This window comes from Campylobacter sp. BCW_4323 (genome assembly GCF_001763115.1).
GTDB classification, from domain to species: Bacteria; Campylobacterota; Campylobacteria; order Campylobacterales; family Campylobacteraceae; genus Campylobacter_D; species Campylobacter_D jejuni.
The window spans coordinates 57,885-73,549 of record NZ_MJYC01000027.1 but is presented as its reverse complement, the minus strand read 5'-3'; the positions used below and the strand labels follow the sequence as shown (position 1 = coordinate 73,549).

The window sequence follows — 15,665 nt, the reverse complement described above, 5'->3', positions numbered from 1 at the left end:
TATTATTTCTAGTACAGTAAGTGATATAGCTAATAATATCTTAGAAGATGTTAAGAAGAAGAGATTTTAATTAGTCATTTATACCTAGTGAAAAACTAGGTATAAATTTTTCCTTCGATTTAAATTTTCATCAAAATTTCTAAAAAGTTTCCAAATATTTTTATATTTCCATTGTTTTAAATTTTAATATGGAGTAAAAATAAATGGAAAGAATATTGTTTTTAAAAGGTTTAGCTTTAGGTTCTATGGTGGCTTTTTTTAAGTTCAAATTTAAGTGCTGCTATGCTTAAGGATAAGGATTTTCTAGGTTTTAAAGTTGTTGATGCAAGCACACAAGATAAAGTTATAGCACCACAAGGTTATGAAGCAAGGGTTTTAATTTCTTGAGATGATCCACTTTTTAGCAAAGCAAAACCTTATGATGAAAAAATCATCGATATAAATGTAGTTAAAATGCTCATTTGGTTTTTTAGAGATAACGATGATGGTATGAGTTTTTTCCACTTTCAAAAAATAGAGCAATTTTAGCCGTTAATAATGAATATATAAATCCTGAAATTATATTTAATCATCCATAGCAAAAATTTAAGCAAAGAAGATGTTTTATATGATCAATCCAGTGTGGGTGTGAGTATCTTAGAAATCGAAAAAAAGATGATGATTGGACTGTTTTTAGACTCTAAGTATAACTGCAGAATCGATGTAAACACTAAAATGCAAGTAAATGAGCAGCTAAAAAAGAAGTTTTAAAAAATGAAAAATTTATTCATGGAACTTTTGCAAATTATGCAAATGGACAAATACCTTAGGGAACTTATATCACCTGTGAAGAAAATTTTGACGATTTTTTGAAGTTTAGATGAAAATTTAGAATTTTGATGAAATATTTGATTTAGCTAAAAATATCGACGAAATCAATCTTTTTAATATAAAAATATGCTTTAAAAGAACTTCTTTAGGATGTTTAAACATGTAAATATAGGAATTATCGTAAAAAAGACGGGTTTATATGGGTGAATGACGAGTTATTTTTAAATTTATTAGTAAACACAAATACAAAAAAGGTGCCAATATAGCAAAATTATTAGATGAAAGCATTTTATATATAGGACAGTTTAATGGTAAAGTGGGAGATTTTAAAAGATAGGGAAAATGGATAGCAAGCCATAAACAAAAGTGATTCTAAAGAAGTATTTGCAACACTAACAAATAATAAAAATTACCAAGAACCTAATGTAGCAAATCCAAAAACAGGGGAAATCAGACGCTTTTTAACAGGGTTTATTGCTTGTGAATTAACAGGGATTGCTTTTAGTGAGGATTATGCTACAATGTTTGTAGGCATACAACACCCAAGAGAAGGTTTGAAAGGTAGTACTTTTCCTTATGGAAAAACAACCAAGATCTGGTGTGATGATGATAAGAAAACTTGATGGTGGAGTGATAGGAAGCTAATAAATTCCAAGCTTAAGGCTTGGAATTTAATTATTGCATTAGCAATTACCAGTTTTTAAATATTTTATAATAGCTTCGCTAGCACGATAGGCTAAAGCATTTAAGGTTAAGGTAGGGTTGTAGCCTGGATTATGTGGAAAATTTCCTGCACCTACGACAAAAAGATTATTAACATCCCAATGTTGTAAATAAGGATTAACTACACTTGTGTTTTTATCTGTACCCATTATAGTTCCGCCAGCAATATGGGTAGAAGTATACCAACCATTTGAAACTACTCCATAATCTCCTAATTTTGGCGAAGTGTAAATATTTTGCGCTCCCATTTCTTGCATGATGCTTTTTAGTTTTGGAAGCATAAAATTATAAAGATTTTTATCTTGTTTGGTAAAATTATAGGTTACGCGGATAAGTGGTAGTCCATAAGCATCTTTATAAGTTGGATCAAGGGATAAATAATTACCTATATAAGGAATAGATGCACCCTGAGCTCCAATATAAGTAAATCGAGTATAATTATAAATAGAAGCTTTTTTAAATTCGGCTCCCCATGAAGGTGTGCCCGGTTTAATTGGATTTGATGCTATAGGTCTTGCTCCATTTTGGGAAATTCTAAAGCTTGCTCCATGAATAAAATCAAGTTTAGAATGATCGAAATTATCCCCGTTAAAATCATCTATCCAATTGCAAAGTGCCCCAGATCCAAGATAAGAATTAAATGGATCTTTGAAAAAACCATTAACACTAGGTGTGATTTGATAACTATAATTTTTTCCTAAAGTTCCTTTGCCTGTTTTTGGATTATAAATTTCGCCTATATTAGAAACCATTAAAAGTTTAGCATTGTTGAAAACATAAGAGCCTAGCATAACCACTTCTGCAGGCTGGATAAATTCTTCTAAAGTTAAAGTATTGATAAATTTTACCCCTGTAGCTTTACCATTTTTATGCAAAATTTCTAAAACATTAGCATGCGTTTTAATATCTAAGTTTTTAGTTGCTAAAGCTGAAGGTATAGTTGTTACTATAGGAGAAGCTTTTGCACCATATTCACAGCCAAAATGCTCACAAAAAGCACAATATTGACATGCTCCCAAGCTTTGTTTATCAGGATTTGTATAAGTTTGAGATGAGTTTGAAGCAGGAACCATGCAAGGATGATATCCAAGTTTTTTGGTTGCTTCATCAAATTTTTTTAACATAGTTGTTTTTTCTAAAGGAGGATTTGGATAAGAATTTTTTCTTTTTCCTGAGAAAGGACTTTTATCTTCTCCAGAAACTCCCATCATTTTTTCAGCTTTGTCGTAGTAAGGTTCCATTTCATCATAGTTTACACCCCAATCTTGAATAGTGTATTCTTTAGAAACTTTATTTTTGCCATATTTTTCTTCTGTTAAAGATTTTATTTGAAAGTCATAAGGTAGAAAACGATAACTCATACCATTCCAATGAACTCCTGCTCCACCAACATTATTACCGACATCAAAAGCATAATTTTTTCTCATTGGTAAAGCAATTTCATTATCATTATTCCTAACACATATACTTTCTTTACTTAAATCTTGTTTCATTGCAGCATTATTTACATATTTATACTCATCATGCGCACCCAAAAAATCCGAAGTATCTTGATGTCCACCCCTTTCTAAGGCGACAACTTTAATCCCTGCTTTAGCGCATTCATTTGCAACAATAGAAGAACTCCAGCCTAAACCTATAACAACAACATCTGTTTTTTTAAGTATTTTTGCCATTTGTATTCCTTTAATGTGACATATCAGCCAAAGAAATAGGCTCTATCACTTCAAATTTATCTCCATCTAAAACTTGAGCTGCGTAAGTCATTTGAGCTCCTGGGAATTTTTTCATGCGCCAAGCATGCATATTTGCATTGCCGCCATAAATTGGATCAGCATAAACTCCTGCTATAGTCATGCTTCTTAATTCTGTAAAAAAATCGCTTGCTTTTATCTTATCTCCAAAAGAAACCTTTGTTTTATCTTGTTCAAAAGCTCTTAAGACTTCATCTTTTTGTTTCGCATTAAGTTCTATAAAGCTTTTTTTATAACGAAGTTTTGCTTCTTCATCTAAAGCATTTACCCCCATTTTAAAAAGTTCGGCTCTAGTTAAAGGATATTGATAACCTTGATTTTTCTTTCCTTGTATAAAAGGTCCAAAGCGATAATCTTTTGCTCCACTTCCGTAATTTCCTGCAAGTTCATTATCTATAAAAATAGCTACACCTAATTTTTTAGCACCTGGTCCTAAATCATCTTCGGGAAAAATTCTTTCTACTGCTTCACTCAGAATATCAAGTTGTGCAGAATTATTAAAAAAAATTCTAGCACGATAATTTTGAGTAGAATTCAAATTGTTTTGATTGTGCGTATGAGCAAAAACCATACTTGGTGCGCTAGCACCTACTAAAGCAAACAAAGATGAGGCTTTAAGAAAATTTCTGCGACTTTGTTTTTTGTCCATGTTTATTCCTTCCTTATTTTTTTAAATGTGTAATTATGTAACAAAATTAAGTATAATTTAAATTATATTTAATAATATTTATAAAACGTTATGAAAAAATATTTTATATTTTTAAGGAGTATTGATATAAAGATTTAGGCTAGGAATTCTAGCCTATAATAAGAAAAAATCAATGCAAGCTTTCTATATAAGCCATAGCACTTAATGCAGCTACAGCTCCATCACCTGCAGCACAAATCACTTGCTTAGGTGCATCTTTTCTAAGATCTCCTGCGGCAAAAAGTCCAGCAACACTAGTTTGCATTTTAAGATCAACACTTACTTGCCCACCTTCTTCCATATTGCATAAAAACTTACCATCGTCTTGTTTTAAAATTTCATTTCTTACATTAAGACCAACAAAAGTAAAAATTCCTGGAACATTTAAATCTCTAATACTACCATCTTTTAATTTTACTTTTACACCAGTAACACCCATTTTATCACCATATACTTCATCTACACTTGCACTAGTAATGAGTTCTATTTTTTCATTTTTCTTAACTTTTTCTACTGTAGATGGAGCTGCTCTAAACTCATCTCTGCGGTGGATAAGATAAACCTTAGAACAAATATTTGCTAGATACAAAGCTTCTTCTAAAGCCGTATCTCCACCACCTAAAACTGCAACTTCTTTATTTTTATAAAAAAATCCATCACAAGTTGCACAAGTGCTTACACCTTTTCCAAAAAATTCATCTTCGCCTTTAAAACCTGCTCTTTTTGGAGCTGAACCTGTACAAACTATCACAGCTTTAGCAAGTTCTGTTTTGCCACCTTCTAATTTGATGGTAAAACTTCCATCGCTATTTTTTAAAATTTGTTCTACTCCAACCATTTCATGTTTTAAACCAAAACGCATACATTGTTCATTCCAAGGAGCCATAAAAGAAATTCCATCCATAACTTGGGCTACACCTGGATAATTTTCTATTTCAGAACTTGAGGTAATTTGTCCACCAGGCATACCTTTTTCAAACAATACTACATTCTTAAGACCACCTCTAGTTGCATAAAGTCCGGCACTAAGTCCAGCAGGACCTCCACCTATGATTGCTACATCTAACATTTATATTTCCTTTATATTGAATTTTATTATTAATAATGATATAAAAATTATTCTTAATAGTAGTTAATAAAAATTATTATTTAGTATAAATTTGAAATTTTTAAGAAGAAGGCTAGTTATACTAGCCTTTAGTTTATAGTAAAGAATTTAGTTTATCGCTAATTGCTTGTTTAGATTGTGCACCAACGAGTTGATCTACAACTTCACCATTTTTAAAGAAAATAAGCGTAGGAATAGAGCGAACACCAAATTCAGCTGCTAAATCACCTTGTTCATCTGTATTTACTTTGCAAATTTTAGCTTTACCATCAAAGTCATTTGCAAGTTCATCAATAACTGGAGCAAGCATTCTACAAGGTCCGCACCATGGAGCCCAAAAATCAACTAAAGCTACACCTTCTTTTGCTTGAGCAAAATTATCACTTGTTAATTCAATATATTTTCCCATAATTTTTCCTTTCTTTAATTTTTGTCTAATTGTATTTTATTTTTTTAAATATCAGCTTAAAAACTTATATTTTCGCAAAATTGTATCACATCATTTTTAATGCAAATCAGATCAATTTGAAAATCCGATGAAATTCCATTTTTAAGATGATAAAATTCTATAGTTTTTAAAATTTTTTCAATTTTTTTTCTATCTAAACGCTCGGAAACTTCATAATTATTTTGAGTAAATTTAACCTCTATAAAATGTAAAATTTCATCTTTTTGGGCTATTATATCAATTTCCCCAAATTTAGAATGGAAATTTCTTTTTAAAATTTCAAAGCCTTGTTTTTTTAAAAATTTACAAGCCTTATCTTCACCTAAAATTCCATCTAAATAAGCTTTTACACCCATTATTCTATACGCATCATAAAAGGCTTGGTTTTTATAAAATCTTGTTTGCGTAAAATTTCAAGCAAATTTTGTATGCTTTTTTCATAAGTTAAATGCGTAGTAAAAAATAAAGTACTGTAATTTTCATCATTTTTTTTAGGTTTTTGTAAAAAACTATCGATAGAAATATTATTTTCACTCATCAATTGTGTGATTTTAGATAAAACCCCTATTTTATCTTCAACTTTCACCCTTAAATAATATTTTGTATAAATTTCATCTTTGCTTAAAAGCTCGTATTCTAAAGTATTCACAAAACCAAGCATTGGTGCTTTTACCTGATCTCTTGCTATATCCATAAGATCTGAAATCACAGCACTTGCAGTGGCCTCTCCTCCTGCTCCTGCTCCATAATACAAACTTTCACCCAACAAATCTCCATTAATACTTATAGCATTCATCACTCCATCGACTTTTGCAAGCATTTTTTCTTTATCTATCATAGTAGGATGCACTCTTAATTCTACTTTATCTTCACGCACCTTGGCTATACCTAAAAGTTTTATGGTAAATTCAAACTCATTAGCAAAATACATGTCTTCAGGCGCAATTTCGCTAATACCCTCGATCAAAATATCTTCAGGTTTAGCTTTAAGATTATAAGCGATACTTGATAAAACAAGCAGTTTATGAGCTGCATCTTGTCCTTCTATGTCAAAAGTTGGATCAGCTTCTGCATAGCCTAAATTTTGAGCTATTTGTAAGGCTTGTTTAAAACTCATATTTTTTTGACTCATAGAACTTAAAATATAATTACTCGTACCATTTAAAATCCCTTTTATAGCCAAAATATTATTTGCACTTAAACCTTCTTTTAAAACCTTTATAATAGGAATTCCTCCAGCCACACTTGCTTCATAACCAAAGGCTAAATTTTTAGCCAAATTTTCAAGTTCATAACGATGATAAGCAAGCATAGCTTTATTTGCAGTAACAACAGCTTTTTTCTTTTTTAAAATTTCACTCACTATTTTAAAAGCTTCATCCACTCCACCCATTAACTCCACAAAAACATCTACATCAGCATTTAAAATTTCTTCAACGCTATGAGTAATTGGAATTAAAGCGTTTTTTTTAGGACTTCTAGCAAGAGCGATCACAGGAGTTATGCTTTGCCCACATCTCGCACGAATAAGTTTATTGTTTTCTAAAAGAAATTTAACCACTGCACTTCCAACAGTGCCATAACCAAGAATTGCTACTTTCATAACTTACTCTTTTAAATATTTTTTGATATTGCGTGCAGCTTGGCGTATGCGATTTTCATTTTCAATTAAAGCAATTCTTACATACTCATCACCTGCTTCGCCAAAACCTACCCCAGGACTTACTGCAACACTAGCACGCTGTAAAAGTTGCTTTGAAAATTCTAAACTTTTTAAATGTCTTTTGCTTTCAGGGAGTTTTACCCAAACAAACATACTTGCTCTTGGTTTTTGAAGTTTCCAGCCTGCATTTTCAAAAGCTTCAAGTAAAATGCGCATTCTTTTATCATAAGTTGCACGGATTTCATCCACACAAGTTTGATCTCCATCTAAAGCTATGGTAGCTGCTACTTGAATAGGTGTATACATACCATAATCAAACCAAGATTTTATTTTTTTAAGCGCACTGACTAAGCGTTTATTTCCTACTACAAAACCTACACGCCAGCCTGCCATATTGTAAGATTTTGAAAGAGTGTAAGTTTCTACCGCTACATCTTTTGCACCTTCAATTTCCAAAATAGAAGGAGTTTTATAGCCATCATAAGTTAAATCTGCATATGCAATATCTGAAATAATATAAAATCTTTCTTTTTTTGCTGTTGCTATCAATCTTTCATAAAAACTTTTTTCACAAGTTACTGTTGTTGGATTATGCGGGAAATTAACAACGACATATTTTGGACGCGGGATGCTTTCATTTAAAGTTTTATGTAAATTTTCAAAAAATTGATTTTCATCAAGCTCAAATTTTTCATTATAAGCTAAAGGCATTTTTGCTACATTACCTCCTGCTATAATAAAAGCTTGAGTATGTATAGGATAAGCAGGAGTTGGCACAATAGCAACATCTCCAGGATTTATAATCGATCTTGCAAGATTTACAAAACCCTCTTTTGAACCCATGGTAGCTACAACTTCATTTTCAGGATCTAAATTGACATTATATTTTCTTTTATACCAATTACAAATTGCTAAGCGAAGTTTATAAATCCCCATGGAAGTAGAATATCCCGAGGTTTTATCTTTGTTAGCACTTTCACAAAGTTTATCTATAATGTGTTGTGGAGTTTTACCATCGGGATTTCCCATTGAAAAGTCGATGATATCCTCTCCGGCACGTCTTGCTGCCATTTTTATCGCATTTACCTCTGCGAAAACATAATTTGGAAGTCTTTCTATGGTATTAAAACGGATTTCATCAAACATTTCTTAATCCTTTATTTTTTAAGTGTGATTTTTAAACCCCTGCGTATATTATCTAAACTATACATATCGCTTACAATAGCATATATAGCACCATTTGGAATAAGTTCTGAAAAATGATTATTTTTATTTTCGCTTTTTACTGCTTTAATTAGATTTAGATTTTTATCTAAAAAGAAGATTTTAGGAAACCAATTGTCTAAATCATTTGCATCAATAATCAAATTTGTAGCATTTTTTAAATCAAGCACATAGTCTTTAAGGGGCTTTTCTAATGATTTTGGAGTATTTAAATTAACATTTGTATTGGTTTTTAATACAGCATTGGAAAAATTTAAATCATATTCATAATCATATGCCCCAATACGCTTAATATTATCTATATAGACAGAATTTTCTTTTAAGAGATTGTAAAGCGTTCCAGGATCTAAAATATATTGAGATTCTACTTGTATGGTATAGTCAATATTTCCTTCTCTTAAAATCAAATCTGTAGGGATAAAATATATATATCCGGCATCTGTTAAAACATCGGATAAAATTTTAAAAAACATAACTTCATCAGCTTTTGCTTTAAAATTTAGCCTCAGAGTTTGAGGATTTGATAGTGTTAAGGCAATTAAAGAATTGGTTTTTAATATTTGAGATATTTTTGCAATATCACAATTTCCATTATTATCTATGTAAGAATTATTTGAAAATAATAATTCTAGTTGAGAATTTTTACTAGGATTGTTTACTAAATTTTTTGCCAAATCAAGACTTGAGATTGCAAAAGATATATTAACATAAAGAGTAAGAATAATAATTTTTTTTACCATTCTTTACCTTTATTTAATTTTGCAAATTCAGCAGCTGAAATACTTGTAATTTTTCCGTCTTTAATCAAGAAACGTTTTGAAATTCCTGCAGGAAATTTTTGTTCTTTATTTTCTTGATCAAACATTGTTAAAGCTGCAGCTCCTGTTAAAATTAACTGATCTTTATCTAAAGAAATATTAAAATCTTTTTCTTTAACAAAGCTTGTTTTTTTAAGGCTTTTTAAATCTATCAAACCTATCCAAATCTTGGTAGAGGTTTTAAAATGTGCTTCTTTTAAAGAATCAGTTTTTGGTGTATTTATGTCTTCTTGGATTTGGGTATTTTTTTCTTCATCAAGTAAGGTTGTGTTATTTTCACTGATATTATTTTCTATGCTTATGTTTTTATCATTTTCTTGTAATGAGATGTTTTGGATTGGTAAAACGCTCTCTGTTTTATTTGTTTCTTGTGCTTTATTGTTGTCTATAACAACAACATTATTTCCACCTAAAGATTTTAAATTTTCTTGTGCTTGTCCTATGATATCTATAACTGTTGTACTAGTACTATTTTGTTCATCTTTGAAAAAAGTTTTAAGTGTATCAAAATAATAAATTCCACTTCCTATGATCACTAAAACAATAAGAACAATCAAAGAAGGCCAAGCATTAGAGGATTTTTGACTATAAGCATCTAGTTTTGGGGTTATCATTTTTGATTTTGTTTGTGGAGTAGGATTGTTTTCGCTAAGATAAGCTTCATACTCTTCGTTAAAATCACTAAAGTCGAGTTCGTATTCTCTGCTTAAAATTTTAACAAAACCTTTAACATTAAAACGACTTAAAACAGCAAAATTCTTTTCTGCTAAAGCTTCAAGAAAATCAAGTTCAATTTGCGTTTTTGCTGCAACTTCTTTTAAATTTAATTCTTGTATTTTTTTCCAATTAAGCATTTAACATCCTATCACAAAGTATTGCAAAAGCAGCGCTGACATTAAGACTATCAAAATTATTTTTCATCGCAATGCCCACACATTCATCGCATTTTTTTACAATTTTAGAGCTTAAACCAAAACCCTCACTCCCCAAAACTAAAACTTTTTTACCATTGCTTATTTTTACACTGTGAATTTCTTTTCCCGAGCCATCGCTCGCATAAAAATAAAAACCCACTTGTTTTAGTTCATTTATTACACTTAAAGCATCGTTGCTTATCACAATAGGTAAATCAAGAGCCGCTCCGCTGCTTGTGCGAATTACTCCTTCCATGGCTAATTTTTCACCAATAAAAATTAAAGCTCCAACCCCTAAAGCATAAGCTGTACGCGTGATAGCCCCTATATTTCCTACATCACTAATTCCATAAAGCATAACAATAAAATCATTTTTTTTGACCTCATTTAAATTCGCAAAAGAACTTTCTTTAATATCTAGCAAAAAACCTTGATGGTTTCCACCTTTCGCATAAGCTTGAGCAGTTTTAAAATCAAGTTTTTTGATTTTAAAACCTGATTTTGCGATTTTGGAAAAAGTAGTTTTATCACATTCTTTTGCTAAATAAAGCTCATTGATACAGTCTTTATGATATTCTAAAATATAAAAAAATATTTGCTTCCCATAAACTATCATATTAAAATTTTACCTAATCTTGACTTAAAAGCAGTTTTTGATAAATTTCTTTTGCATTTTTTCCATTGAACTTTGATAATAATTTTGCTTTTGCTTTTAAAGGCAGCTCTAAATCCATAATATCTTTTTCACAAAGAGTATTTTGCAAAAAATTTTGTTCTTTTGATTGCAGTACTACAACCCATTCGCCGTTTAAATTAGACTTTTTTAAAATTTCAAAAAGCTCTTTGGCATTGCCTTTAAATTTATTTTCAAATTTTTTACTGATTTCTTTAATCAAAAAAATTTCTCTTTGGCTGTCTAGAATCATAATTTGTTCTATCAAAGATAAAATACGCTTGGGGGATTCGTAAATAATACTTGGATAAGGAAAGTTTAAAATTTTTTCTATATCTTTTTGTCTTTCTTTGCCTTTATTGGCTAAAAAACCGATAAAGATAAATTCTTTTTGACAAAATGCCGAGCTTACAAGAGCAACTAAGGCTGCATTTGCACCTGGTAAAATTTCATAGGCGATATTATTTTCTTGTGCAAATTCTACCAAAGCCTTGCCAGGGTCACTAATCCCTGGCATTCCTGCATCGCTTAAATAAGCTACATTTTTTTCAAATATTTTTAAATCAATACTTGCTAAAACCTCTTTTTCATTATGGGAGTGTAAGGCTATAAATTTAGAAATATGTATATCAGTGTGAAATTTTGCATTTAATAATGAAATCAAAGACTTACTTACTCTCGTATCTTCGCAAAATACAAGATTGCAAGTCTTTAAAAGTTCTAAGGCTCTAAAAGAAATATCGCTTAAATTTCCTATGGGAGTAGGAATAAAATAAAGCATAATTATTGCATTGCGTATTTTTTCTTAAATTTCTCTACACGACCTGCAGCATCTACAATTTTTTCACTACCTGTAAAAAAAGGATGGCAGTTTGAACAAATATCTACTTTTAATTCTGCTTTGTTTGACTTTGTTGTAAAAGTATTTCCACAAGCACAACTTACTTTGCATTCTACATATTCTGGGTGAATTTCTTTTTTCATTAGTTTTCCTTAAAAATTAAAACAATAAGCCGTGATTATAAATTATTTAACATAAAAAAGAGATTAATTTAAGAAAATTTAAAGCAAAATTTTTGAAGCTATAGCTATAATAGCTGTTTGACTTTTTAGAATATTAGAGCTTTTAAGAGAGGTTTTCCGGTTAAACAACAATCTCTCATCATTGCTAAATCCACCTTCAGGACCTATAAAATACAATTCTTTTTCATCGAAATGACTTTGTTGTTCTCCTTGAAAATCAACCATAATTGCATTTGGAAATTTTTGAACAAATTCTTGAGTGCTTTGGTGGATAATTAAATCCATTTTAGTATTTCTACCGCATTGTTCACAAGAAGAAATAATGATTTTTTCAAATCTTTCTAAATCGATTTTAAAATTTCTTTGTGAAAAATTTGTAAAAACCAAATGTAATTTTTTTACTCCAAGTTCATTTAAGAAAGGTAGAGTTTTTTCTAAAATTTTAATATCTATAATGGCTAAGGCTAAGTTTAATTCACTTTGTTTTATATTTTGTGATTTTTTGTTTAAAAATTTTAAAGTGCAAGAATTTCTTGTTAAATTTGTGATTGTATAGTTGTAAAGAAAATTATCTTGTAAATTTCTAAGATTTAGCTCCGAATTTTCCTTTACTCTTCTTACTTTTAAATGATTAAAATTTTCTCCTTGAAGTTGTATAAACTCTTCTCCAGCTTGCTTGTTATACAAAAATTGCATTTTATAGATATCTTTCTATTAAAAAAGGCAAAAACAATAAAAAAATTTCAAAAGGTAAAATCAAACAACTAATCCATCTAAAAGTGGCATATTTTCTAAATCTTCTTGCTTTTTTGAAACAAACAAAGTGAAAAATTGCTAAGGCAAAAATTAAGATCCAAGAAAAAATCATTACCCGGATATTGACATTCATTTGAAATTGTTTCATTGCTGATAACAAACAACCTGTAAAAATAATCAAAGCTAAAAATAAATAATAAATTGGTAAAAATAATCGTATTCTGCGAATAAAAATGAATTCGGTTTTAAAATTTCCTTGTGTTAGTATAAGATAAAAAAGCATTAAAAAACCGCTCGCATAAAGACTATAAAGATGTAAAGCTAAAAAGAATTCGTAACTTTGATCCATTATTTTCCTTTGTTTATAAAATCAGCTAAATTTTGAATTTGTTCATCACTTAAAAAACTATGGTTTTTATCTTTTATCGTTTTTATTTTTTGTATAAAAATTTTATTACCCAAGGTTTTAATGGCCGTGCTGTTTTTAGGTTTTAATTCCCCTCTTTCTCCATGACAAGTGGCACATTTTTGTTTATATAAAGAGTTGATAATAGTAGGATTGGCTTCATGTTCATCATCTGAACTTTGTGCTTCATCATCTACAGGTAAAGGCAGGTTGGAGTCGCTTAATTCTGTTTTTTCATCGTTTTGTTCTATTTGAACTACTTCTTGATCTGTATTTTGAGTCTTGGAAATATTTTTTTCATCATTAGAACAGGCAGATAAAACTAATAAAAAAAAACTTAAGGCAATTAAAATTTTAGCTTTTTGCATTAAATCTCCTTTGGATTTATAAAAATTTCTTCATTTTTTAATTTGTTATAAAAATCTATATCATTCCATTCTGCTTTAATGCCATTGGAAAATTCTATGTCTTGAAGTGAAATTTTTGGCATTAGCTCACTATAGGCATCTTCTCTAAAACCTTGTGCATAGCCTGTTCTTGTTTCATGAACAATGATGCTTTGTAAAGTCACTCCTTGTTCTCCATTTATCATTTTTGTTTGTTTTAATAAAGCATCTATAAGTATGAAAAATACACGACAAAAATTTTCAGCACTTACATTAACAGGCAGGCAAATCCAACGACTTGAATATTTTTTCATTTCTTCTAAATATTTTGCGTCATCATATTTAAAAAGAGTGATAGCATGATCAAAACTATCAATAATTTGGCGTATATAGGTTTTTAAAAGTCCAAAATCATAGACCATTCCAGCATTATCTAAATATTTGCTTTCAAGTAAAACTTCAACTTTGTAAGAATGTCCATGAATGCTACTTTTGCAACGCTTAGAAGAACAAAACCTAACAATGTGTGCGTTTTCAAATTCAAATAATTTTCTTATAATCATACACCCTCTTTATTGTTCCAAAGACGAATATGAATTCTATCAGAATAATTATAACCATTCTTAATACAAAATTCAGCAATTTTTTGAGCATTTTTTTTAAGATTTTGCTCATTTTCACCCATAGGCATACAAAAAATTTGATTTGGAGCTTCTTTTAGAATTTCATTGATTTCTAAAAATGAATTATCAAGGGTATTGACATCTAAAACAAATTTATAAAAACTATCTTTTGCGTAATTTTTAAATGCTTTTAAAGCTTTAAAATTTAATCGTTTATCTTTTTTTATCCCGCTATTTTGGAGTTTAACGCTTAAAGCAAAAATACATTCTTTGTAAAAAGGATATCTATCAAAATCAATTTCTATGCTTCCATTGCTTTCAAAGTGTATTTCGAATTTATTTTTTAATAATATTTGGATAAATTCTATAAATTCAGGATTTTCATAATGGATTAATGGTTCTCCACCTGTGATAACAACTATAGGATTAAAGCCTTGTTTTAATTTTATCACTCTTTTTAAAAGTTCATTAGCATTTAAAGTTTCATAACTTTCTTTAAAATCTTTTGTGAAAACAGCTCTTATCGTGTCACATCCGATGAGAGTTTTATTGTTTTTTGATATTTTTACATTAAAACCTAAACAGTTGAAATTACAGCCAGCAAAACGCATAAAAATAGCTAATTTTCCATTATATTTACCTTCTCCTTGAATACTTAAGAAACTTTCAACAAGTTGCAAAATTAACCTCCAGTTTGATAAAAAGCACGAGATGAGGTTTTATTATCAACAACACTCCATTTATTTTTTTCTGGTTTATTTCTTAATACTTCTTGTAATATTTCTACAGCGGCTTTAATATCACCTTTTCGAACCGCTTCTTTTATACTTAATGCTTCATCAAAATAAAGGCAAGGTATTAACAAGCCTTCAGCACTTAAGCGTATGCGATTGCAAGAATCGCAAAATTCATGGCTATGAGGATCTATAATTCCGAATTCATAATCATCTGCCTTGTAAATACTCACAGGTGCTTTTTCATCTTTTTTTATAAGTTGAATTTGATATTTTTGACTTAAAATTTGTATAATTTCATCTCTTTTTAATCCTTGTAATTTACCATAAGCATGAGTATTTTCCATAAATTCTATAAAGCGAATTTGAGCTTTTTTTGATTTTGCAAATTCCAAAAGAGATATCAGTTCATCATCGTTTAAATTTTTAAGAGCTACAGTATTAAGTTTTACTTTCAAATCTAGATTTAAAGCTTCATCAATTCCAGATAAAACACTATCTAATACATCTTTTTGTGCAAGAGTTTTTGCTTTTTTGTGATCTAGGGTATCAAGTGAAATATTAAGTCGTTTAAGTCCGGCATTTTTTAGGTCTTTAGCAAAGTCTTTTAGTAAAAATCCATTTGTAGTTATAGCAAGGTCAATATCGCTTTTATAATCGCTAATCATTTTTATAAAAATACTTAAATCTTTTCTTAATAAAGGTTCCCCACCTGTTATACGGATTTTTTCAATTCCTTCGTCTATAGCTGCTTTAACAAATAAAAAAAGTTCTTCGAAGCTTAATAAATTTTCTTTTGGCTGATAATCAAAAGGAATTTTTGGCATACAATAAAGGCAGCGAAAGTTACATCTTTGTGTAACTGAAATTCTAAGATAATTTATCTTTCTACCGAATTGATCTATAAGCATTTA

General features: G+C 29.6%; 18 protein-coding genes and 2 pseudogenes. 2 read left to right on the top strand and 18 right to left on the bottom strand.

Annotated features, from left to right (window positions below; all coding sequences use genetic code 11):
* A pseudogene (locus AJN60_RS10130) lies at positions 1–70 on the top strand (methyl-accepting chemotaxis protein); the annotation flags it as partial.
* A 133-nt stretch (positions 71–203) separates the two neighbouring features.
* Positions 204–1,346 (top strand): annotated as a pseudogene (locus AJN60_RS01485) (PhoX family protein); the annotation flags it as partial.
* A 147-nt stretch (positions 1,347–1,493) separates the two neighbouring features.
* On the opposite strand, the gene AJN60_RS01480 reads toward AJN60_RS01485, so the two are convergent.
* The 18 genes from AJN60_RS01480 to moaA all read right to left on the bottom strand — a co-directional run bounded on the left by AJN60_RS01480 (position 1,494) and on the right by moaA (position 15,662).
* Positions 1,494–3,209 carry a GMC family oxidoreductase gene (locus AJN60_RS01480; RefSeq protein ID WP_070285746.1) on the bottom strand — a complete coding sequence of 572 codons (1,716 nt, stop codon included), beginning with the start codon at positions 3,207–3,209 and terminating at the stop codon, positions 1,494–1,496.
* A gap of 10 nt (positions 3,210–3,219) precedes the next feature.
* Positions 3,220–3,936 carry a gluconate 2-dehydrogenase subunit 3 family protein gene (locus AJN60_RS01475; RefSeq protein WP_070277576.1) on the bottom strand — a complete coding sequence of 239 codons (717 nt, stop codon included), beginning with the start codon at positions 3,934–3,936 and terminating at the stop codon, positions 3,220–3,222.
* Positions 3,937–4,105: 169 nt separating this feature from the next.
* Entirely contained in the window at positions 4,106–5,044 is a 939-nt protein-coding gene (gene trxB, locus AJN60_RS01470) for a thioredoxin-disulfide reductase (protein ID WP_070239757.1), read from the bottom strand.
* Between the two features lie 133 nt (positions 5,045–5,177).
* On the bottom strand, positions 5,178–5,492 hold the full coding sequence (gene trxA, locus AJN60_RS01465; RefSeq protein ID WP_002778629.1) for a thioredoxin: 315 nt from the start codon (positions 5,490–5,492) through the stop codon (positions 5,178–5,180).
* 56 nt (positions 5,493–5,548) lie between these two features.
* The gene (locus AJN60_RS01460; protein ID WP_070285745.1) at positions 5,549–5,887 is read right to left on the bottom strand and encodes a YraN family protein; all 339 of its coding nucleotides are present in this window, start codon (positions 5,885–5,887) and stop codon (positions 5,549–5,551) included.
* Entirely contained in the window at positions 5,887–7,134 is a 1,248-nt protein-coding gene (locus AJN60_RS01455; protein ID WP_044778705.1) for a homoserine dehydrogenase, read from the bottom strand. Before AJN60_RS01455 ends, AJN60_RS01460 begins: the two co-directional genes overlap by 1 nt.
* Before the next feature lie 3 nt (positions 7,135–7,137).
* The gene (locus AJN60_RS01450) at positions 7,138–8,340 is read right to left on the bottom strand and encodes an LL-diaminopimelate aminotransferase (RefSeq protein WP_044778706.1); all 1,203 of its coding nucleotides are present in this window, start codon (positions 8,338–8,340) and stop codon (positions 7,138–7,140) included.
* An 11-nt stretch (positions 8,341–8,351) separates the two neighbouring features.
* Entirely contained in the window at positions 8,352–9,158 is an 807-nt protein-coding gene (locus tag AJN60_RS01445) for a hypothetical protein (RefSeq protein ID WP_070243038.1), read from the bottom strand.
* Positions 9,152–10,090 (bottom strand): hypothetical protein, encoded by a 939-nt coding sequence (locus AJN60_RS01440; protein WP_070285744.1) that lies wholly within the window; start codon positions 10,088–10,090, stop codon positions 9,152–9,154. Before AJN60_RS01440 ends, AJN60_RS01445 begins: the two co-directional genes overlap by 7 nt.
* Entirely contained in the window at positions 10,083–10,766 is a 684-nt protein-coding gene (rlmB, locus tag AJN60_RS01435) for a 23S rRNA (guanosine(2251)-2'-O)-methyltransferase RlmB (protein WP_044779788.1), read from the bottom strand. Before rlmB ends, AJN60_RS01440 begins: the two co-directional genes overlap by 8 nt.
* Positions 10,767–10,779: 13 nt before the next feature.
* A complete protein-coding gene (gene rsmI, locus AJN60_RS01430; protein ID WP_044779787.1) occupies positions 10,780–11,604 on the bottom strand; it encodes a 16S rRNA (cytidine(1402)-2'-O)-methyltransferase in 825 nt (274 codons plus the stop codon).
* Between the two features lie 2 nt (positions 11,605–11,606).
* Positions 11,607–11,807 carry a 50S ribosomal protein L31 gene (gene rpmE, locus AJN60_RS01425; protein WP_002860977.1) on the bottom strand — a complete coding sequence of 67 codons (201 nt, stop codon included), beginning with the start codon at positions 11,805–11,807 and terminating at the stop codon, positions 11,607–11,609.
* A gap of 78 nt (positions 11,808–11,885) precedes the next feature.
* Positions 11,886–12,542 (bottom strand): 16S rRNA (uracil(1498)-N(3))-methyltransferase, encoded by a 657-nt coding sequence (locus AJN60_RS01420; protein ID WP_070285743.1) that lies wholly within the window; start codon positions 12,540–12,542, stop codon positions 11,886–11,888.
* Position 12,543: 1 nt separating this feature from the next.
* On the bottom strand, positions 12,544–12,951 hold the full coding sequence (locus AJN60_RS01415; protein WP_070285742.1) for a hypothetical protein: 408 nt from the start codon (positions 12,949–12,951) through the stop codon (positions 12,544–12,546).
* Positions 12,951–13,376: a c-type cytochrome gene (locus AJN60_RS01410; protein WP_002871514.1), complete on the bottom strand. Its 426-nt coding sequence runs from the start codon at positions 13,374–13,376 to the stop codon at positions 12,951–12,953. Before AJN60_RS01410 ends, AJN60_RS01415 begins: the two co-directional genes overlap by 1 nt.
* The gene (locus AJN60_RS01405) at positions 13,376–13,957 is read right to left on the bottom strand and encodes a 6-pyruvoyl trahydropterin synthase family protein (RefSeq protein ID WP_002854192.1); all 582 of its coding nucleotides are present in this window, start codon (positions 13,955–13,957) and stop codon (positions 13,376–13,378) included. The genes AJN60_RS01410 and AJN60_RS01405 overlap by 1 nt, the downstream gene beginning before the upstream one ends.
* Positions 13,954–14,697 carry a 7-carboxy-7-deazaguanine synthase QueE gene (locus tag AJN60_RS01400; RefSeq protein ID WP_070285741.1) on the bottom strand — a complete coding sequence of 248 codons (744 nt, stop codon included), beginning with the start codon at positions 14,695–14,697 and terminating at the stop codon, positions 13,954–13,956. Before AJN60_RS01400 ends, AJN60_RS01405 begins: the two co-directional genes overlap by 4 nt.
* 2 nt (positions 14,698–14,699) lie before the next feature.
* Positions 14,700–15,662 (bottom strand): GTP 3',8-cyclase MoaA, encoded by a 963-nt coding sequence (moaA, locus tag AJN60_RS01395; protein WP_044779785.1) that lies wholly within the window; start codon positions 15,660–15,662, stop codon positions 14,700–14,702.
* Positions 15,663–15,665 lie beyond the last annotated feature (3 nt).